This window comes from Streptomyces sp. NPDC004752, assembly GCF_053601275.1.
In genome coordinates, this window is sequence record NZ_JBSGBN010000020.1 from 73,941 (window position 1) to 92,742 (window position 18,802).

Consider the following 18,802-nt stretch of genomic DNA (forward strand, 5'->3'; position numbering starts at 1 on the left):
ATCAGTCAACTGAAGGCAGGTGTGCAGGTGGAGGCGGACCCGGTGGTCGGCTCTGAGTCGTGGGAGCGGCCCTCGCGACGGATTTTCCGGGATGAGGCGCTGCTTGTCCTGGGGCTTTCGCTGGGTGCGAGCGGAGTGTCCGCTCTGATCAGCTTCGTCGGATCGGTGACGAAACCGGGCGGCCTCAAGGACCAGGCCGCGACCCTCAACGCCTCGGCCGCGCCGGGCCGACCCTGGCTGGATCTCGCCTGGCAGTTGTTCGGCATCGCGGCGGCGCTCGTCCCCGTCGCGCTGGTCGCGCATCTCCTGATGCGCGAGGGGAAGAGCCTGCGCACCCTCGGCTTCGACCGCACCCGCCCCTGGCCCGATCTGGGCCGCGGAGCCGGTGTCGCGGCCGTGATCGGCGGCGCCGGGATCGCCTTCTACCTGGCCGCCCGCAGCCTCGGGTTCAACCTCACGGTGGTGCCCGAGGCGCTGCCCGACGTCTGGTGGAAGTACCCGGTGCTGATCCTGTCCGCGCTGCAGAACGCGATCCTCGAAGAAGTGATCGTCGTCGGCTATCTGCTGCGCAGGCTCGGCCAATTGGGCTGGAGCCCGGGCACCGCGCTCGCGGCCAGTTCCGCGCTGCGCGGCTCCTACCACCTGTACCAGGGCATCGGCGGCTTCATCGGCAACATGGTCATGGGCGTCGTCTTCGTCCACCTGTACCGCCGCTGGGGCCGGGTCGGTCCGCTGGTGGTCGCGCATTCCCTGCTCGACATCGGCGCGTTCGTCGGCTACGCGCTGCTCGCCGGCAAGGTGGGGTGGCTGCCGACGGCGTGAACCGGACCACGTGGGGGCGTACGCCCGGCCCGTACGCCTCCACGCGCCGGTCTCAGGCGAGCAGTTCGCCCTCGATGACGGTGACCGCGCGGCCGGTGAGCAGCGTGCGCTCGCCGCGTAGCGCGGTGCGGACGACGCCGGAGCGCGCGGAAGCCTGGAGGCCGGTGAGCTCGGAGCGGCCGAGGCGCGCCGACCAGTGGGGGGCGAGGGCCGTATACGCGCTGCCGGTGACCGGGTCCTCGTCGATGCCCACGTTCGGGAAGAAGCACCGGGAGACGAAGTCGTGGCCGCGGGCCGGGTCCGCGGCGCGCGCCGTGGCGATGATGCCGCGCGCCGAGTAGGCGGCGAGCGCCTTGTGATCGGGTGCGAGGTCCAGGACCGTCTTTTCGTCGGCGAGTTCCAGCAGCAGATCGCCCACCTGCGGGCCGGTGTCGAACGCGGCGACCGGCTCGGCGCCGAGGGCTTCGGCGACGCCGTCCGGGATCTCGACGGGGGTGAGCGGTGCGGTCGGGAAGTCCAGGGTGATCGAGCCGTCCGCGGCCGGGGCCGCGATGAGCACGCCGCTGCGGGTGGCGAAGCGTACCGGCCCCTCGTGCGCGCCGGTGGTGTGCAGGACGTGGGCGGTGGCGAGCGTGGCGTGCCCGCATATCGCGACCTCCGTGACCGGCGTGAACCACCGCAGGGCCCAGTCCGCCGAGCCGCCCTCGGGCAGCGGGTGTGCGAACGCCGTTTCGGCGTGGTTGACCTCCATGGCGATGTTCTGGAGCCGGTCGTCCTCGGGGAAGGCGTCGAGGAGCAGGACTCCGGCGGGGTTGCCGGCGAAGGGGCGGTCGGTGAAGGCGTCGACGATTCGGATGCGCATGCCGCCGACGCTAGGGGCAGCGGCACGGGTCGGGCCAAGGCCAATCCGCGAATCCTGGCCCGATCACGGTCCGGGTCCGGGATGTCCCGTCTCAGCTGATCTGGTCCCTGGTATGTCCTGTCTCAGCTGATCTGTCTCAGTTGATCTGGTCCCTGGTGATGTCCGTTGTCCTCTCGCATCCGAGCCGGAGCAGAGCGTCGCCGCTGGGCTGCGGTGCGCCGGATTCAGCGCGACGCAGACCATCGGGTCTGTCTCATCGAACTTGTCATGATCTGTCGAACCCGCCGGACGGCTCGCCCGTCCCGAGCACCTGATCCGGCGATCTGCGCCACAGCGCCCTGACAGGTCGGGGCGGTTCTTCGTCTTGGCCCATGGGATGGGGACAGAACGAGGACACCTTCGCGCCCCCTCAATCGATGCAGAACTCGTTGCCCTCGATGTCCAGCATCGGGATGCACGACTCGTTGTCGTCATCGGCAAGCAGCGTTCGCACGTGTACCGCGCCGAGCGCGACCAGTCGTGCGCACTCGGCCTCGAGTGTGGCGAGGCGCTCTTCACCCGCGAGTCCGGTGCCGACCCGCACATCAAGATGCACCCGGTTCTTGGCGGCCTTCCCCTCGGGGACACGCTGGAAGTACAGCCGCGGGCCCACGCCTGAGGGATCACTGCAGGCGAACCATGCATCCCGCTCCTCATGTGGCTGCGAGCGCTTGAAATCGTCCCAAGTGGCATACCCCTCCGGTGGCGGCGGCACGACGTACCCCAACACCTCGCACCAGAAACGAGCGAGGCGCTCAGGTTCTGTGCAGTCGAAGGTGACTTGGAACTGCTTGATCGAAGCCATCGGTCCACCATAGTGGCGCGTTTGTTCACCGAGACCCTGGGGTGTCATCGCGGCGCGGGGCGAGGTCTCGCCTGACATGGGTAGCGCCAAGGGATCAGATCGCCTGAGACGATGAGCGAATCGGGCCAAATCATCTGAGACATGGCTCAAGTCGCATAAGGCGGGACAGTGGACGGTGTCCCGTCTCAACGGAGTTTGACCAGTCTCAACGAAGTTTGACCGGTGCTCGATCAAGGGGGGCCGGTTCGAGGACCAACGAAGTCATCGGAGTCATTCTTTCGGGCCCGTGGGGCCGGTGGCCCCGACCCGCGCGGTGGCTGCCGCCTCCAGCAGGGACCAGCCGTCGAACTCCACCGCCCGTCGCCCCTCCGGCTGCCACCCGCGGGTCGACGCCGCGTCGAGCAGGGCTCGGACGGCGCCGGGTTCGTGCAGGTTCAGGGAGGCACCCCGGACGTACCCCACGTCTCCAGAGCCCAGGGGAGCCCCGCCCGGGACGTACCGGCCCGGGCCCTCGGTGAAGACGATGCGCAGCGGGCTGCCAGTGCCGGCTGGCTGCGGGTACAGCGTGAGGGTCTCGCAGCATGACCGGCCGCTGTCCGCCACGGTGTGGCTGTGTCGGAGCGTCCACAGATACGCGCGCCCGTCGGCAATCAGCCGACGGGGCTTCTTCGAATGACGGGGCACGGAGCCAAGGGTACGTGGCCTGATCCACAAGCTCCTGGCGGTGACCAGGCTTCGATGAGACGAACAGGACGGTCGTCAAACTTCGATGAGACCGGTCAAGGCCCGATGAGACCGGACAGACGGCTGTCCTGTGACAGTGAACCTTGACCGATTGCCACTGAAGTTTGACCGCCTGGAGGCGCTCTACCGGCGGACCGCCGAGATCAGTCCGCCGGGCCGCTCCTCGCGCTGCGGCGGGGTGCTGATCGGGCGGCCGTAGGCGGCAGCCCGCTCGCGCAGGGTGTGGCTGCTGGCCTCCCAGCCGTGCCCGGCCAGCCAGCCCACCGGGTCGTCGGGCATCTCCGAGACCCACATGGACGCCGCCGATCCCGGCACGGCATCCGCGCCGAAGCGCTCGATCACGCCGCGCGAGCCCAACGTCAGTCCCATCCGACTGCCTGCCGCCGACTGCGCGCTGATCCGGGCCAGCAGCAGCTCCACCGCGTCCTCGGGCAGATAGATCAGCAGTCCCTCGGCGATCCACACGGTCGGCACCGCCGGGTCGTGCCCTGCGGCGGCCAGCGCGGCTGGCCAGTCCTCGCGCAGATCCACCGCGACGGTGATCCGCTCGCAGCGTGCGACGGCCCGCTCCTGGCGCAGCACCGAAGCCTTGAAGTCCAGTGGCGCGGCGGTGTCGACCTCGAACAGTCGGGTGCCCTCTGGCCAGTCGATCCGGAAGGCCCGGCTGTCCATGCCGGCGCCGAGCAGCACGACCTGCCGGACCCCGGACGCGGAGGCCTGCTGCAACAGGTCATCGAGGAACTTCGTCCTGATGACGATGGAGAACGACACGGCCAGTCGGCGGCGGCGCGCGGCCTCGTCATCGGGCAGCGGCGGCGAGGAGGGCCATAGGCCGCCGGCGGTGGCGAAGGCCTGTGCCAGTGGGTCGCGGAACAGCGCGTTCTCCCGCTCGGTCTCCAGCGCCCGCACCCGGGCCACCCCCACCGCCGTGGCCCACACTCCCGACGGCTGCACCCGCTTCTGCTCATCAGTCACCGCGCCAGCCTAGGCGGAGGCCAGCTGCGCCTTCCGCTGCCGGTATGCCTTCTGGCGGCAGCGCTGTGAGCATGTCCGGCGTTGTTGCTGGCAGCGCCCTACTGGTAATGGTCCTCCGCAGGTCTCGCAGGGTCTCGTTGATGCCGTGGGGGCTGGTTCGGGTGGCTGGGGTGGCGGTGCGGGCTGTGGTGTCGGCGATGTCACCGGCGGTGGAGAAGGTGGGTTCGCGGGAGGCTGCCTGAGCTGTTGGCGACGTGCTCGCTGGCGGCATCGGTCTGTGCATGTCCGGCGTGCTGCTGAGAACATCGGGCCGTCGCAGACCGGGCAGACGCGTGGTCCGGGTGGGTCGGCCGGGTCTGCCTCAGCCAACCACTTTTCTTTGTGTTTGAGGTAGTTGGCCCGTCGGCAGGCGGATGAACACAGGCGGTAGCGAGTTTGCCCGGTTCCTCGGTCTCCCAGTTCTGCGAAGCTCCAACATCACCGACCTCACCGAAGCCGTGGTCGGCGTCTGCACCAAGGCCCGCACCAGCCTCGTCCTGGTCGACTTTACCGACCGCGGGCAGTGCCACCGTGATGTCCGTCTGGGCCTGTGACGTGGACGTCCCGGGCTCGTTTACCGACCGGATCCGGAGCGTCGGTCATGTTCCGGAGTCGGTACGGAGGACAAGTGGTACGGCACGTGGTGGTCGGGGACTTGAGAGTCCAGCAGATCGACAGGAAGGACGGGCAACGGTCATGGACGATCGTCTGGCCCGAGGGCACCATCCACACTGAGGCAGACCAGTTCCTGCGCGTCCACGACGGCTCGGGCACCCAGAGGACATACGCGTACTTGCTGGTGGATCACCTGCGCTGGCTGGAGCGCGAATGCCTGGGCTTCGACACGGTCCAACTGCGCGACCTTGAGCGGTACATGGGCATCGTCGGGGCCGAGGTCCGCATGCCGCTGGGCGAGCCGTGGCGGGTGGGTAAGCGCCCCTACAGCCGCTCCGCGCTGTCGACTGCGGCGGCCTGCCTGAAGGGCTTCTACCTGCATCAGTCCTCCCTCGGCGTCAACTGCGAGCTCGGCAAGAAGCTCGACAAGTCCCGGCTGCCGTCGCGGGTGGATCGCCGCCGCTCGTTCCTCGGGCACGTGAAGTCGTCGCTGCCCACGAACCCGCTGGCGCCGAGGGGGCCGCGGCGTCGGCACCCGAAGATGCTCCCCGACGGCGCCCGGGAGAAGCTGCTGGAGGTCGTGAACGCGGCCCGGGACCGGCTGGTGGTGACCTGGCTCGCCGACGGGGGCCTGCGGATCGGCGAGCTCTGCGGGCTACACCTGGTCGACCTGCACCTGAGGGAGAACGCGACCTGCAACGAGTGCCGCACCCCGCACGTCCACATCTGCCACCGTCCCGGAAATCCGAACTGGGCCGGGGCGAAGGCCAAGGAGCCCTGGAAGGTCGAGGGCGGGACGGTGACCGGCGGGCTGATCAAGCGGGTCAGCCCGGCGATGGTGCACACCTACTTCGAGTACATCACCACCGAGTACCCGCGCGGGGCTGGGCACGGCATGCTCCTGGTCCAGCTGCACGGCGCGGACACCGGACAGCCGTGGGCGCCGGTCGGGGCCCGCCGGATGCTCGGCCGGGCTGGCAAACGTGCTGGCCTGGGCCTGGTGAAACCCCACGCCTTCCGGCACAACTTCACGAGCGCGGTTCTCGACGCGTCCGACGGCAACCTGCTGATTGCCAGGGACGCTGGCGGCTGGGCCTCGGCCGCGATGGTCGATGAGGTCTATGGGCACGTCGATGTCCACGACCCCGTGTTCGACGCCGCGCTTCGTACGGTCTGGGGTGAGGACCGGTGAAGCGGGTGGAGTTCCTGCGTCCGCTCTACGCGGAGCGTCCGGACCGGCAGGAGCGCGACCGGCTGGAGATTCTCACCGCGCTGATCAACGCGCCGTCCTTCGATCCGGTCTTCCGCGCCGACATCATGCGGATCCCGCGCGGGCACGCCATCTACCGGTGGGAGTGCGTGGTCGCCGGCTGCGAGCGAGCGCGGGGCGGCGGCGACCTGTGCTCAATCCACCGCCAGGAGTGGGCCCAGGCGAAGGAGCGCGGGATCGGCAAGGCCGCCTTCATCGCCGCGGCCCAGCCGCTGGGCGCCTTCGCCTCGCGGGAGGACGCGGTCTGCCGGATCTGCCCCGAGCGTCCCGCCGACCGTCATGACCTGCGGCTGTGTCAACGTCACCGCAACCGGTGGAAGCTGCACCGCCAGCAGCACGGCGAGGACGCGGACTTCGCCGACTGGGTCAGCCACCAGCAGATCTTTCCCGGCTACGGCCCCTGCCGGGTGGCGGTCTGCCCCTCGCTGGCCGACTCTCCGCTGGGCCTGTGTCCCGGGCACGATGCCCACTACGGCAAGCAAGGACGGCCCCGCGGGGCGAGTCTGCCGGACAGCTGGTGGCAACGATACGAGCACCACGGGGCACCGGTCCCGGTCGACTTCGGCGACGAGGAAGCCTTCCGCTCCTGGTGCGCGCGGGAGACCGCGCTGCCCTGGCCGGGGCAGCTCAACCTGCGCGGTCTGCGACCGCTGGTGCGGGCCGAGCTCCAGTGGGGGATGTTCGTGCACACCCAGCGTCCCCGGGCGAGCCGCTGGGATCTGGCCTGGGTACAGAAGCTGGTGACCATCTGCCGGGCCGACAGCGTGAACTCGCTGATCGACCTTGACCTGAGCCGCTGCAACCAGTTCACCGGCGGCATCACCAAGGAGATCCTCCACGAGCTGCGGCTGGTCTACTTCACTCCCGAGCAGGCCAAGGAGAACGGCTTCCTGGAGACCGAGCACTTCGGCGTCCGCTTCGCCCACCGCAGCGGCCACATCGATCTCAGCGGCATCCCACAGCACTGGCTGCCAGCCGTGGCCGCAGGTTCTTGCGCCAGTACCAGTCCAACTGCTCCGCGAGCCGCTCGCTTCTTGTCATTGCCGCACACTACAGACCCGTCGAGCAGAGTGATCGTCGCCGTCTGCGGTCATCCTCCACTGTCACAAACCCCGCAGGCAGTCATCTCTAACTGGCACAGAAGTCAATCGATCGGCCTTCGCTGGCAATCGATCAACACCCACTGACACAGGTCAACAACGGCCCATGGAGGCAGGGGTTGTCGTTCGCAGTTTTCCGATATATCGTTGAGGCATCGCGACAGATCAACGATGAATGGAGTGATGTCGATGCGTGCCCACGGATTCGAGCGTGGACATCGGCAGGACGACCCTTCCCGGTACGGCCGGGGTGGGTTCGACGGGCGACGGGCCGCGTTCGGCCCCTTCGGTCCCGGCGGACCCGGTTTCGGGCCCGGGCCCTGGGGGCCGCGGGGGCGCGGCGGACCGCGCGGCCGGGCGCGGCGCGGTGATGTGCGGGCCTCGATCCTGGCCCTGCTCAAGAGCCGGCCGATGCACGGCTACGAGATGATCCAGGAGATCGCGGAGCGCAGCGGCGGGGCGTGGAAGCCCAGCCCGGGATCGGTCTACCCCACCCTCCAACTGCTGGAGGACGAGGGGCTGATCACCAGCGAGAGTGAGAGCGGAAAGAAGCTGTTCTCGCTCACCGAGAGCGGCCGTGCCGCGGCCGACGAGGGGCCCGACGCCCCCTGGGAGGAGGCCGCGCGCGGGGTCGACTGGGAAGCGCTCGGCGAGATCCGCCAGGCCGGCTCCGGTCTGATGGAGGCTTTCGGCCAGGTCTGGAAGGCGGGCTCGAAGGAGCAGCGCGAGAAGGCGGTGGCCGTCATCAACGAGGCCCGTAAGAAGCTGTACCTGATCCTCGCCGACGAAGGCTGACGTGTCCGCGGCGGAAGGCCGGTGTGGGAGGTTGGGGTGGCGGCCGGAGGGCGTGGTGCGTGCGGTCGTAAGGCCCCCCGCGGATCGATCTGCGGAGGCGGTGACGGTCGCTTCGTTTCTCCTGGAAGGTCCCGCCTACCGCCAGGCTCTCGGGGCCGCCCTCGGGGAAGTCGGTGTGGGGCGCGTTCCACTCTCCGTACGCCGGCCGGTTCATGAGCCGGGCCCACACCTTCTCGGCCGGTGCCTGGATGTGAGCCTCCGTGCTGACTTCGGCCCTGCGACCACCCCTTCGTATCGGGCTACCGTGTCGCGGAACGTAGCCGCAGGGCCCCGAGCATTCAATATTGATGAACCGTCAGAAAGTGTGCGGGGTGCGGGCTCGGGCGCTGGCCTGGGTCAGCCCACCCGCCGTATCGCCGCCGCGTCGAACCGGTCCCAGGCGCGCGGGAGCCTGCTCTCGTCGTGGCAGTGCCAGGCGTCCCAGAACAGGTCGGCGAGCAGTGCGTCCGCCGGGGCGTACACCCGGTACACGTACTGCCTGCCGTCGACGGCGGGCAGGGCCACCAGCCAGCACCCGCTTTCCACGTCGGTGTGGACGTGCCGCGGTGTGCGGCGGTTGCATCCGGGGCGTGGGGCAAGACGGCGCGCGCCCCTGCGGGGAAAACGGCCTGATCTCCTCCGTAAGGAGGAGATTTCGGCCCGACGCGTCCACTTTGTGTGGGACGCCGAAATGCTCCCCGTCGGGGATGACTTCCGTCCGAGGGGCTGATGGGGTAAGGGATGTGCTACCCCGTATTCCCCGTCAGTCCGCCCGTGACCAGGGTGCAGACCGTGCGGGCGGCGATGCCGGACTCAGTGCCGAGCTGGCAGCGGTGGTCGCCGGTGCCCGCCGGAGGGCCGTCCGGGACGGGGACCGGCAGATCGACACCGCCCATCTGCTGCACTCGTTGTTGGAGTCCGACCCGGACGTGCGCGCCGTCATCGGCGACGCCCCGCAGATCGCCCGCCTGCTCGGCTATCTCGTGCAGCGCAGCATCGGTTACGGCCTGCGCTGGCAGAACTCCGTGGAGGACTCTGGCCCGATCGCCGTCGTACCCGACGCCGCACCGAACGACGCCGCACCGAACCGTGCGGAGCCGAAGGGCGCGCAGCCGAACGGCGGGGAGGCGAACGGTGGGGAGACGAAGGGCCCGGAGTCGAATGGGCCCGCGCCGAAGGGCGTGGACCCGCGGGCGGCGGAGGGCTGGTCGCCGCTGGCCTCGGCTGCCATGCAATACGCCGCGACCCGCGCCGCCCTCCGTGGCGAGGACCGCGCCGACGGCACCGACCTGCTCGCGGCCATCGTCGGTGACCCGCAGTCCCGGGCCGTCGAGGTGCTCGGCCGCGCCGGGGTCGACGTGCCCGGCCTCATCGCGCGGATCGACAGCCACTCGGGGGAGTACGCGGCCGAGGGCGGGACGCCCTGAGCGGAGGCCACCCGTCGAGCCGGGGCGGCCCGCCGTCGGGGCAACCTGTCGCCGAGCGCCGAGCGCCGAGCGCCGAGCGCCGAGCGCCGAGCGCCGAGCGCCGAGCGCCGAGCGTCCGGCGAAACCGGCTCCGCGGTCGTGAGGGGAGGCGGGCGGTCGGGTTCGTCCAATCGGTGAGACAGGTGTCAACGGGGGTGACGGTCATGACGTCGCCTGTCATCATGGGCCGGTGCGTACGTCTGAGAGCAGTCCGGGCAGCCAGGGGAAGGGCGTCGGCCTCGGCCTGGCGCTCGGTTCGGCGCTCGCCTTCGGCGGATCCGGTGTCGCGGCCAAGCCGCTGATCGAGGCGGGACTCGATCCGCTGCACGTGGTGTGGCTGCGGGTGGCCGGTGCCGCCCTGGTGATGCTGCCGCTCGCGGTGCGCCACCGCGCCCTGCTGCGCCGCCGCCCCGGACTGCTCGCCGGCTTCGGCCTGCTCGCCGTGGCCGGCGTGCAGGCATGCTACTTCGCCGCGATCTCCCGCATTCCGGTCGGTGTCGCGCTGCTCGTCGAGTACCTCGCCCCCGCCCTGGTACTCGGCTGGGTGCGGTTCGTGCAGCGGCGGCCGGTGACCCGCGCCGCCGCGCTCGGCGTGGTCCTCGCGGCCGGTGGGCTCGCCTGCGTGGTCGAGGTGTGGTCGGGGCTGAGCTTCGACGCCCTCGGACTGCTGCTGGCCCTGGGCGCCGCCTGCTGCCAGGTCGGCTACTTCGTCCTGTCCGACCCGGGCAGCGACGCGGGCGAGGAGGCGCCGGACCCGCTCGGTGTCATCGCGTACGGCCTGCTCGTCGGCGCCGCCGTCCTGACCGTCCTGGTCCGCCCCTGGACCATGGACTGGTCCGTGCTCTTCGGCACCGCGCGGATGCACGGCGTCGCGGTGCCGGCCCTGGCGCTGCTCGCCTGGATCGTCCTGGTCGCCACGGTCGCCGCGTACATCACGGGAGTGCTGGCCGTGCGCCGACTCTCCCCGCCGGTCGCGGGGGTCGTGGCCTGTCTCGAAGCGGTCATCGCAACCGTGCTCGCCTGGGTGCTGCTCGGCGAGCACCTGTCGCCGCCGCAGCTGGCCGGTGGCGTGATCGTGCTGGTCGGCGCCTTCATCGCGCAGTCCTCGACGCCCGCCAGGGGCTCCGCCGAGCCGGTGGCCGGCAGCGGCGCGGAACGCGAGTTGTCGGCTCGGGGGACGGCCGCATAAGGTGCCGGACATGCCTTCGAACGCACGCGTCCTTCCGCCTCCGGCCGCCTGACGGCGGGCCTCCGGACGCCGCGCCCGGCACATCGCCGCCGGGCCGGACGGTGCTGCCCGCAGATGAAGTCCGCGCGACCCGCCTGACCGGGTCGCCTTCCGTACTTCTGCACATCTGCGGAGATATCGCGTGTCGAACCCTGCCTTCGGCCTGCCCGTCGGGCGTGGCCTGCTCTATCTGACCGTCGCCGGTGCCGCCTGGGGCACCGCCGGAGCCGCCGCCTCCCTGGTCTACCGGGCCAGTGACATGGGGGCCATCACCCTGTCCTTCTGGCGCTGCGCCGCCGGGCTCGTGCTGTTGCTCGCCGTCCGGCCGCCGCGCCGCGGCGCCCCGCGTCCGGCCGTCCCCGAAGCGCTCGGCCGCAGGGCCGTGAAGGCGGTCGCCACCGGCCTCGGCCTCGCCGTCTTCCAGACGGCCTACTTCGCGGCCGTGTCCGCCACCGGGCTCGCCGTGGCGACCGTCGTGACCCTGGGCGCCGGACCCGTCCTGATCGCGCTCGGCGCCCGGCTCGCGTTGGGTGAGCGGCTGGGCCGCGGCGGGGCCGCCGCCGCCCTCGGGGCGCTCGCCGGGCTGGCCGTGCTCACCCTCGGCGGCGCGGGCGCGACCGTACGCCCGTCGGGGGTGCTGCTCGCGCTGGCCTCGGCGGGCGGTTACTCCGCCATGACGCTGCTCACCCGCTGGTGGGGCCGGCACGGCGGCGCGGACGCCTCCGGCACGACCGTGTGGGCGTTCGCGGTCACCAGTGTGTGCCTGCTGCCGTTCGCGCTGGCGGACGGGCTCGTCCCGCACACCGCGCATCCCGCGCGGGTCCTGTGGCTGGTGGTCTACATCGCGGCGATCCCCACGGCGCTCGCCTACACCCTCTACTTCGCAGGTGCCGCCGTCGTACGGTCGGCGACCGTCTCGGTGATCATGCTGCTGGAGCCGGTGAGCGCGGCGGTCCTCGCCGTCACGCTGCTCGGCGAGCAGCTGACGGCTCCGACGGTGGCGGGCACCCTCCTGATGCTGGCCTCGGTCGGCGGCCTGGCGGCGGCGGAGGCGCGGGCCGCCCGCCGAACGGAGGGCGGCCCGGCGTCGGCCTGAAGGTCCGGCCGACTTCCGGCGCCCCGGCCGTGACTTCCGGGCCCGGCCGGTCTCCGGGCGTCCGGCCGGGTGTTCCGGCCCCGCGGCGTCGCACCAGATGCTCCGGCGGCGTCGCACCGGGTGCTCCCGCGCCGTCCCGGCACGCGGGCCGCGCCGCGCCGCGCTGTCGGCGCCGAGACGATCGGAACTCTCCCGGGACAGCGTCACAGGGCCTTGAGGTAACCGGGGAGTTCGATGCCGGGGGCCAGGTCGGGGTTGCGGAGCGGGGCGTCGTAGCCCTTGTGCAGCGGGACGACGCCCGCCCAGTGGGGGAGGGCCAGGTCCTCGGGATCGTCGTTCGCGGCGCCGGCGCGGACCTTGGCGGAGACCTCGTCCAGGTCCAGCCGGATCACCGCGGTGGCGGCCAGCTCCTTCTTGTTCGCGGGCCGGGAGTCGGCCGCGCGGCCCGGGACGGCCTGGTCGACCAGCGCGTCCAGGGCCAGCCGCCGCTCCTCGGGGTCCGTGACCTCGTGGGCGGTGCCGTGCACCACCACGGAGCGGTAGTTGATCGAGTGATGGAAGGCGGACCGGGCCAGGACCAGACCGTCCACATGGGTCACCGTCAGACAGACCGGGAGCCCGCCATCGGCCTGCCCCGTCATCCGCAGTGGGCGCGAACCGGTGGAGCCGTGGACGTAGAGCCGCTCGCCGACCCGGCCGTACAGCGTCGGCAGCACCACCGGCGCGCCGTCGCGGACGAAACCGAGGTGGCAGACGTACCCCTCGTCGAGTATCGCGTGCACCAGGTCGCGGTCGTACGACGCCCGGTCCGCGGAGCGCGTGGGGACGGTGCGGTCGGTCGGGGTGTAGGCGGCGGGCTGCGGCGGTGTCGGCTGGGGCCCCTGCATGGCGGTCTCCATTGCACTAGTGCATAATGTTGTTTGTGCTAGGAGAGTATCCGATCGAAGGACGTGGCGCAGCGGAGATCTCCGCGAGCGTCGAGCGCGCGGTGGGCGACGGCCGCCTGGAACCGGGCCAACTTCTGCCGGCCATGCGGGAGTTGGCGGCCACTTTGGGCGTCAATCCCAACACCGTGGCCGCCGCCTACCGCACCCTGCGCGAGCGCGGGGTCATCGAGACCGCCGGCCGCCGGGGCAGCCGGATCCGACCCACGCCCGCCACGACCGGCCGTGAGCAGCTGCCCGTGGCCGTGCCGCCCGGGGTGCGTGACCTGTCCGACGGCAACCCGGATCCCGCGCTGCTGCCACCGCTCGCGCCCGCCCTCGCGGCGGTCGCGGAGGCGGGGGACAGGGGGCCGGTCCTGTACGGCGCCGAGCCGGTGGAGCCGGAACTGGCCCGGATCGCGCGGGCCGAACTCGATGCCGACGGCGTGCCCGACGGGCCACTCGCGGTGGCGTCCGGCTCGCTGGACGCGGTGGAACGGGTCCTCGTCGCCCACCTGAAACCGGGCGACCCGGTCGCCGTGGAGGACCCCGGCTGGGGCCGCACCCTGGACCTGGTGCCCGCGCTCGGGCTGCGCACGGTTCCCGTGGGCGTCGACGACGACGGGCCGCTCGTGGACGACCTGCGCCGCGCCCTGGAGTCCGGCGCGCGTGCGCTGATCGTCACGGATCGCGCCCAGAACCCCACCGGCGCCGCGGTGAGCGCCGCACGCGCGCGTACCCTGCGATCCGTGCTGCGCGCGCACCCGCACACCCTGCTGATCGAGGACGACCACGGCCACGGCATCGTCGATCTGCCGCTGCACCCGCTGGCGGGCGGCACCCACCACTGGGCCCTCGTCCGCTCGGTGGCCAAGGCGTACGGCCCCGATCTGCGGCTCGCCGTCCTCACCGGCGACTTTGTCACGGTCGACCGGGTCAGGGGCCGGCAGCGGCTGGGGCCGGGCTGGGTCAGTCGCCTGGTGCAGCGCGCGGTGGTCCGGCTGTGGACGGACGGCGCGGTGGACGGGCCGACGGTGGCGGCGGCCTACCGGGCCCGCCGGGATCCGCTCCTCGACGCGCTCGCGGAGCGCGGGGTCCGTGCCCACGGACGTAGCGGCATGAATGTCTGGATCCCCGTCCCCGACGAGACCGGCGCGGTCGCCCGCCTCCTGCACGCCGGCTGGGCCGTCGCCCCGGGCGCCCGGTTCCGTCTCGCCGCCCCACCCGCCATCCGCATCACCGTCTCCACGCTCGCGGAGCAGGAGACCGTACCGCTGGCGGACGCCGTCGCGGCGGCCCTGGCACCGGCCCCCTCCCGGAGCTACGTCTAGCCCCGGCGCGAAGTACGGGTCCGGCCCGCCGTCGCCTCCGGCTTCGGCGTGCGGGGTTTCGGGCGGGTGCGGGGTTTCGGGCGGGCCTGGGTGAGGGCCGCGCCCGCCACCACGATCACCGCCCCCACCGGCGTCGTCCAGGTCGGCGACTCGCCCAGGACCGCGACGCCCGCGGCGGTGGCGATGACCGGGATGAAGTAGGTGACCAGTTGGGCCGTCGTGGGCCCCACCTCGGCGACCAGGCCGTACTGCACGAGGACGGCCAGACCGGTGCCGAGCGCGCCCAGGGCGGCGACGGCGAGCAGCGGGACGAGCGGGAAGCGGCTCGGGAGGGATGTGAACAGGGGCGTGACGACGGCCAGTTGGATCGTTGCGAGGAGCAGTTGCGCGCCCGTCATCGACAGATGCGAGCCGCCGGTCCCGGCCAGCGTGCGGCGGACGTAGATCCAGCCGACCGGGTAGCTGAGCGATGCCAGCAGCGCCATCGCCGTACCCGTGGCGTCCAGGCCGTGGAAGCCCTGCCAGGCGCCGAGGACGGTCAGGACCCCGAGGAAACCGAGACCGAGCCCCGCGACCCGCAGCCGTGTCGGGCGGTCCTCGCGGAGCGCGACCAGGGACAGGGCCATGCCCCACAGGGGCGAGGTCGCGTTGCAGATGCCGGCCAGCGTGGACGGGATCGTCAGCTCCGCGTACGCGAACAAGGAGAAGGGCAGGGCGTTCAGCAGGAACGCGGCGACCGTCAGACGGAGCCAGATGCGTGCCCCGTGCGGCAGCCGCTCCCGCCTCACCGCCATCGCCGCCACGAGCACCGCCGCACCGAACACCAGTCGGCCCAGCGTGACCTGGAACGGCGCGTAGCCCTCCGTGCCCACCTTGATCAGCAGGAAGCTGAAGCCCCAGATCAGCGACAGCGCGCCGAACCGGAGGCGCCAGCCCAGGCGGGGGCAAGGAACGGAGGCGGGGCGGACCTCGGACCGGGAGGTGGTGACGGTGGTCATGGGCGCAACGATGCGATAGCCCACCTCGTAGCACAATCGAGATTTTTCACCGAATACTTCTTAGTATTGCTTACATGTTGAATCTGGAGCGCCTGCGCACGCTCGACGCCCTCGCCCGGCACGGCTCGGTCAGCGGGGCGGCCGAGGCACTGCACGTCACCACCTCCGCCGTCTCGCAGCAGCTGGGCAAGCTGGAGCGGGAGGTCGGGCAGCAGCTCCTCGCCAGAAACGGGCGGGGCGTGCGCCTCACGGACGCGGGCCGACTGCTCTCGGAGCACGCGGCCCGCATCCTCTCCCAGGTGGAACTGGCCCAGTCGGACCTGGAGGCGCACCGCGGTCAGGTGGTCGGCGAACTCCGGCTCTCCGCGTTCCCGACCGCCGCCCGCGGGCTGTTCCCCACCGCGCTCGCGGCCCTGCGCGCCCGGCACCCGGCGCTGCGGGTGCGCTCGTGCGAGCTGGAACCGGAGCACGGCGTCGCCGGGGTGGTGCGCGGCGACCTCGACCTCGCCGTCGTCCTGGACTGGTACAACAAGCCGATGCCGGTCCCGGACGGGCTGGTGAAGGCGCCCCTGCTGGACGATCCCGCCGATGTCGCCATGCCCGCCGGCCACCGGCACGCGGAGCGCTCGGAGGTGGATCTCGCGGAGTTCGCCGACGACGAATGGATCACCTGGGGCCAGGGCGAGTTCTGCCACGAGTGGCTGGTCTTCACGCTGCGCTCGCGGGGCGTGGAACCGATCGTCGGCCACCGCGCCGCCGAGACACACACCCAACTGGGCCTGGTCGCCGCCGGATTGGGCGTGTGCATCGCCCCGCGGCTGGGGCGGCACCCGGTACCGCCCGGTGTCGTCATGGTCCCGCTCACCCAACGGGTGCGCCGTCATGTGTACGTCGTCTGGCGGGCCGACGCCGACCGCCGCCCGTCGATCCGGGCGGCGGTCCAGGCACTGCGGACGGCGGCGGAAACGGTGGACTGAGCCCGGTCGATCGGCCCTAGGGCTTGCCCAGTTTGCGGAAGTCCCAGGAGACGATCTTCTCCGGGGTCAGCCGCGCCCAGGCGTGCCGACCGTCGTGCGGAAGCTCGTCGAGACCGAAGTTCTTGCGAGCGAACAGGGTTTCCGGGGTGTCGAGTTCGGCGCACAGCTCGCCGGTGCGCGGGACCTCGCCGACGAACTCCACGGTGCCGGACAGCTCGACACCGCGCAGTTGGTCGTACTCCTCGCCCGAGTCCACCACGACCGCCACCCGCGGATCGCGGCGCAGTTCGGACCACCGTTTGCTGCGCACCACCGAGTACAGCCACAACGAGGTGCCGTCCCAGGCGAACCAGAGCGCGCTGACGTGCGGTGCGCCGTTCGCGGAGACGGTGGCGACCCGGCAGGTGCGCTGGCCGGTGAGGAACTCGTCCAGTTCACCGGGCGTCATCATGATCTTCCGGCCGCGGCGTTGAGCGACGGTCATAAGGCCCCCTTCTTCCCCTCTCGGGCAATGCTGGTCAGTCTCGCCCGCCCCGCACCTCCGTGGAAGGGGGCGTCATACCGTCCGACGAACGGCTCGGTGAACTCCTTGATCTCACGGGCACCTTGCTGCTCACCGTGGGGTGCCGACAGGGCGTCCAGCTGATCCACGTCATCGTCGAGCGCCGCCCGGACGGCCGGGGCGCCGGCCGCGATGCACGGTTGTTCCGCGCGGCTGCCCGTGCAGCAGCAGGCCGGGACCGCCGCGGTGCGCGTCGCGCCCCGGATCGAGGTGGCCGAGCAGGACATCGTCGTACGGCGCCTGCACGGTCTGTCGCCCATCCAGGGCACCGAGGTCGACGCGCTGTTGCGCAACCTGGGCTGCCGCACGCTGACCGTCACCGGCGTCTCGGCCGACGTCGCGATCTCCAACGCGGTCTTCGACGCCGTGAACCGCGACTCCACCGCCGTCGTGCCCGCCGACGCCATCGCGGGGGTGCCCGCCGACTACACCCCCGTGCCGATCCGCCACACCCTCGCACTGGTTGCCACGGTCGTGACTACCGACAAGGTGCTCGGCACGGTCGTGACCAACGACGAGGTGCTGGGCTGCCTCAAGCGGCGGCGGCGCCGGGCCTGAGCCTCACGCGAGCGCGATCTCGTCCCCGGACACCGTGATGTTCTGGGCGGGCAGCGGCTGGGTGGCGGGGCCGCTCTGCACCTTGCCGTCCGCGACGGAGAATCTGCTGTTGTGACACGGACAGAGGATCGCGCCGTCGGCGACACTGCCCACCGCACAGCCACGGTGGGTGCACTTCGACGAGAACGCCTTGAACTGTCCGGCCGTCGGCTGTGTGACCACCACGCCCTGGTCCTTGAAGATCTTGCCGCCGCCCTCCGGGATCTCGGAGGTCTTCGCGAGTACGGTGCCGGCGGCCGGGGCGGACGAGTCGGAGCCGCTGTCCGATCCACAGGCGGTCAGCGCGAGGGAGAGCCCCGCCGCTCCGGCCGCCGCGACGACGGTACGACGGGTCGGCGCCGCCATGGGATCGAGCGATGCGCTGGTCATGAGGGGATTCCCTTCCGCGGAGCTGTCTCGTGATCCATCCAGGGGTACGGCCCACAGGGGCCGCCCGTTCAGCCTGATCGCGCGAGGAACGCCGCACGTTCACGCCGGGAGGAATGGCAATTCCCGGTCCGGGACCGCGCAGTGGTCCAGCAGTGGTCCAGTAGTCTCCTCAGTCTTCTCGCGCCCGCCCGCGAGCCTGCGAGGCACGAACCGGCTTGCCGGGGATACGGCCCAGACGGCGCTGACCGGGCGGACGGCAGGGCGGATGACCGGGCGCGCATGTTGCCGGGCCTGCCCCGGCGTGGGGCCCTGTCAACGGTCCCGCACCGCAGAGCGCGGTGAATGTGACGTGGACGTACCGGGCGGCGTCAGAGGTTCGGGAGTTTCGCGGAAGCGGTTCGTCCAGTACACGGTGTGGTCCAGACAGACGGACTCGGACGCTCGCCCGCCTGGGAGCGGTTGACGACTTGCTGACCTGCGGGCGGCTCCAGTACGGAAGGCGGACGGCGGCACCGACGCCCCGGTCGCCTTTGGCGGCCCAGCACTCCATGTCGGCTTCGGCAAGGCGTCGATGATGCCGTGCGTTCGGGCGGCCTTCCTGCGGCTCTCGGCGGCGTGTGGTTGGGTCGTGGGTATGGGTCCATCCCCGCGCCTGCGGGGATGACCCCTAGCTCGTCACCCTGGTGTGATCAGGGCCCACAACCCACCGTCACGATCCAAGGTCGAGTACCGCCTCACAAACAGCCGAATGGTCTCACCGGTTGCGTCTCAAGAGCGCACTTCAGCAAGACTGTGTTACGAGCTCTATGCGGATGGTGGCGGAGTCCAGTGCGGCAGTGGCAAGAGCGAAGCCAGCACTTAGCAGACGCCTGCTCTATTCGGCTGTTTTGCTGTCCAGTTGATGTCTCAAAGGGACTCCCGGTGTCGGCTGTCGTGGCGATTTGCTGACGGCAGACACATCGGAGCCGCAAAGGTCTGGAACGCAAGCTGTGAGCAAGTCAACCTTGAGCGGTGACCAGGTCGGCCGTGCTGAATGAGGTTTTCTCGGCGAAATGATCTCCGCGAAGCAGGCTGATCGGCGCATGTCGGGATGGATCGGTCCGGGCGGCCCCAGCTCTGGACAGACGTA

At 71.3% G+C, this 18,802-nt stretch carries 18 protein-coding genes and 4 pseudogenes; 10 read left to right on the plus strand and 12 right to left on the minus strand.

Annotation, left to right across the window (positions count from 1 at the left end; all coding sequences use genetic code 11):
• Positions 1–21 precede the first annotated feature (21 nt).
• Positions 22–822: a CPBP family intramembrane glutamic endopeptidase gene (locus ACWEKM_RS11395; RefSeq protein WP_451620933.1), complete on the plus strand. Its 801-nt coding sequence runs from the start codon at positions 22–24 to the stop codon at positions 820–822.
• Positions 823–874: 52 nt separating this feature from the next.
• Here the strand turns inward: ACWEKM_RS11395 and ACWEKM_RS11400 are convergent, their stop codons facing one another.
• The 4 genes from ACWEKM_RS11400 to ACWEKM_RS11415 all read right to left on the minus strand — a co-directional run bounded on the left by ACWEKM_RS11400 (position 875) and on the right by ACWEKM_RS11415 (position 4,211).
• A complete protein-coding gene (locus ACWEKM_RS11400) occupies positions 875–1,684 on the minus strand; it encodes a PhzF family phenazine biosynthesis protein (RefSeq protein WP_451620934.1) in 810 nt (269 codons plus the stop codon).
• A gap of 409 nt (positions 1,685–2,093) precedes the next feature.
• Positions 2,094–2,528, minus strand: a complete 435-nt coding sequence (locus tag ACWEKM_RS11405; RefSeq protein ID WP_451620935.1) for a VOC family protein — start codon at positions 2,526–2,528, stop codon at positions 2,094–2,096.
• A gap of 270 nt (positions 2,529–2,798) precedes the next feature.
• Positions 2,799–3,212, minus strand: a complete 414-nt coding sequence (locus tag ACWEKM_RS11410; protein ID WP_451620936.1) for a hypothetical protein — start codon at positions 3,210–3,212, stop codon at positions 2,799–2,801.
• Between the two features lie 183 nt (positions 3,213–3,395).
• A complete protein-coding gene (locus ACWEKM_RS11415; protein ID WP_451620952.1) occupies positions 3,396–4,211 on the minus strand; it encodes a class I SAM-dependent methyltransferase in 816 nt (271 codons plus the stop codon).
• 464 nt (positions 4,212–4,675) lie between these two features.
• On the opposite strand from ACWEKM_RS11415, the pseudogene ACWEKM_RS11420 reads away from it, so the two are divergent.
• Positions 4,676–4,792, plus strand: a pseudogene (locus ACWEKM_RS11420) (ATP/GTP-binding protein); the annotation flags it as partial.
• 149 nt (positions 4,793–4,941) lie between these two features.
• Positions 4,942–6,093 (plus strand): tyrosine-type recombinase/integrase, encoded by a 1,152-nt coding sequence (locus tag ACWEKM_RS11425; protein ID WP_451620937.1) that lies wholly within the window; start codon positions 4,942–4,944, stop codon positions 6,091–6,093.
• A 212-nt stretch (positions 6,094–6,305) separates the two neighbouring features.
• Here ACWEKM_RS11425 and ACWEKM_RS11430 read toward each other — a convergent pair whose 3' ends face one another.
• Both ACWEKM_RS11430 and ACWEKM_RS11435 read right to left on the minus strand, forming a co-directional pair.
• Positions 6,306–6,545 (minus strand): hypothetical protein, encoded by a 240-nt coding sequence (locus ACWEKM_RS11430; protein WP_451620938.1) that lies wholly within the window; start codon positions 6,543–6,545, stop codon positions 6,306–6,308.
• 598 nt (positions 6,546–7,143) lie between these two features.
• Positions 7,144–7,212: pseudogene (locus ACWEKM_RS11435) on the minus strand (DinB family protein); the annotation flags it as partial.
• Positions 7,213–7,460: 248 nt separating this feature from the next.
• On the opposite strand from ACWEKM_RS11435, the gene ACWEKM_RS11440 reads away from it, so the two are divergent.
• Positions 7,461–8,066, plus strand: a complete 606-nt coding sequence (locus tag ACWEKM_RS11440) for a PadR family transcriptional regulator (RefSeq protein ID WP_451620939.1) — start codon at positions 7,461–7,463, stop codon at positions 8,064–8,066.
• Positions 8,067–8,184: 118 nt separating this feature from the next.
• On the opposite strand, the pseudogene ACWEKM_RS11445 reads toward ACWEKM_RS11440, so the two are convergent.
• Positions 8,185–8,361: pseudogene (locus ACWEKM_RS11445) on the minus strand (type II toxin-antitoxin system Rv0910 family toxin); the annotation flags it as partial.
• A 101-nt stretch (positions 8,362–8,462) separates the two neighbouring features.
• Positions 8,463–8,651, minus strand: a complete 189-nt coding sequence (locus tag ACWEKM_RS11450) for a hypothetical protein (protein WP_451620954.1) — start codon at positions 8,649–8,651, stop codon at positions 8,463–8,465.
• Positions 8,652–8,848: 197 nt separating this feature from the next.
• On the opposite strand from ACWEKM_RS11450, the gene ACWEKM_RS11455 reads away from it, so the two are divergent.
• The 3 genes from ACWEKM_RS11455 to ACWEKM_RS11465 all read left to right on the plus strand — a co-directional run bounded on the left by ACWEKM_RS11455 (position 8,849) and on the right by ACWEKM_RS11465 (position 11,895).
• Positions 8,849–9,532, plus strand: coding sequence for a Clp protease N-terminal domain-containing protein (locus tag ACWEKM_RS11455; RefSeq protein ID WP_451620940.1), 684 nt, complete (start codon positions 8,849–8,851; stop codon positions 9,530–9,532).
• Between the two features lie 229 nt (positions 9,533–9,761).
• Positions 9,762–10,760, plus strand: a complete 999-nt coding sequence (locus ACWEKM_RS11460; protein WP_451620941.1) for an EamA family transporter — start codon at positions 9,762–9,764, stop codon at positions 10,758–10,760.
• A gap of 181 nt (positions 10,761–10,941) precedes the next feature.
• On the plus strand, positions 10,942–11,895 hold the full coding sequence (locus ACWEKM_RS11465; protein WP_451620942.1) for a DMT family transporter: 954 nt from the start codon (positions 10,942–10,944) through the stop codon (positions 11,893–11,895).
• Positions 11,896–12,098: 203 nt separating this feature from the next.
• On the opposite strand, the gene ACWEKM_RS11470 is transcribed toward ACWEKM_RS11465, so the two are convergent.
• Positions 12,099–12,782: a pyridoxamine 5'-phosphate oxidase family protein gene (locus tag ACWEKM_RS11470; protein WP_451620943.1), complete on the minus strand. Its 684-nt coding sequence runs from the start codon at positions 12,780–12,782 to the stop codon at positions 12,099–12,101.
• Between the two features lie 35 nt (positions 12,783–12,817).
• Between ACWEKM_RS11470 and ACWEKM_RS11475 the strand changes: the two genes are divergently transcribed.
• Positions 12,818–14,149 (plus strand): aminotransferase class I/II-fold pyridoxal phosphate-dependent enzyme, encoded by a 1,332-nt coding sequence (locus tag ACWEKM_RS11475; RefSeq protein WP_451620944.1) that lies wholly within the window; start codon positions 12,818–12,820, stop codon positions 14,147–14,149.
• On the opposite strand, the gene ACWEKM_RS11480 is transcribed toward ACWEKM_RS11475, so the two are convergent.
• Positions 14,146–15,147, minus strand: coding sequence for a DMT family transporter (locus tag ACWEKM_RS11480; RefSeq protein WP_451620945.1), 1,002 nt, complete (start codon positions 15,145–15,147; stop codon positions 14,146–14,148). The genes ACWEKM_RS11475 and ACWEKM_RS11480 overlap by 4 nt on opposite strands.
• A 74-nt stretch (positions 15,148–15,221) precedes the next feature.
• Here ACWEKM_RS11480 and ACWEKM_RS11485 point away from each other — a divergent pair, with 74 nt between their 5' ends.
• Entirely contained in the window at positions 15,222–16,124 is a 903-nt protein-coding gene (locus tag ACWEKM_RS11485; RefSeq protein WP_451620946.1) for a LysR family transcriptional regulator, read from the plus strand.
• A 16-nt stretch (positions 16,125–16,140) separates the two neighbouring features.
• Here ACWEKM_RS11485 and ACWEKM_RS11490 read toward each other — a convergent pair whose 3' ends face one another.
• On the minus strand, positions 16,141–16,608 hold the full coding sequence (locus ACWEKM_RS11490) for a pyridoxamine 5'-phosphate oxidase family protein (RefSeq protein WP_451620947.1): 468 nt from the start codon (positions 16,606–16,608) through the stop codon (positions 16,141–16,143).
• A gap of 74 nt (positions 16,609–16,682) precedes the next feature.
• Between ACWEKM_RS11490 and ACWEKM_RS11495 the strand changes: the two are divergent.
• Positions 16,683–17,244: pseudogene (locus ACWEKM_RS11495) on the plus strand (cysteine hydrolase family protein).
• 3 nt (positions 17,245–17,247) lie between these two features.
• On the opposite strand, the gene ACWEKM_RS11500 reads toward ACWEKM_RS11495, so the two are convergent.
• Positions 17,248–17,673, minus strand: a complete 426-nt coding sequence (locus tag ACWEKM_RS11500) for a Rieske (2Fe-2S) protein (RefSeq protein ID WP_451620948.1) — start codon at positions 17,671–17,673, stop codon at positions 17,248–17,250.
• Positions 17,674–18,802 lie beyond the last annotated feature (1,129 nt).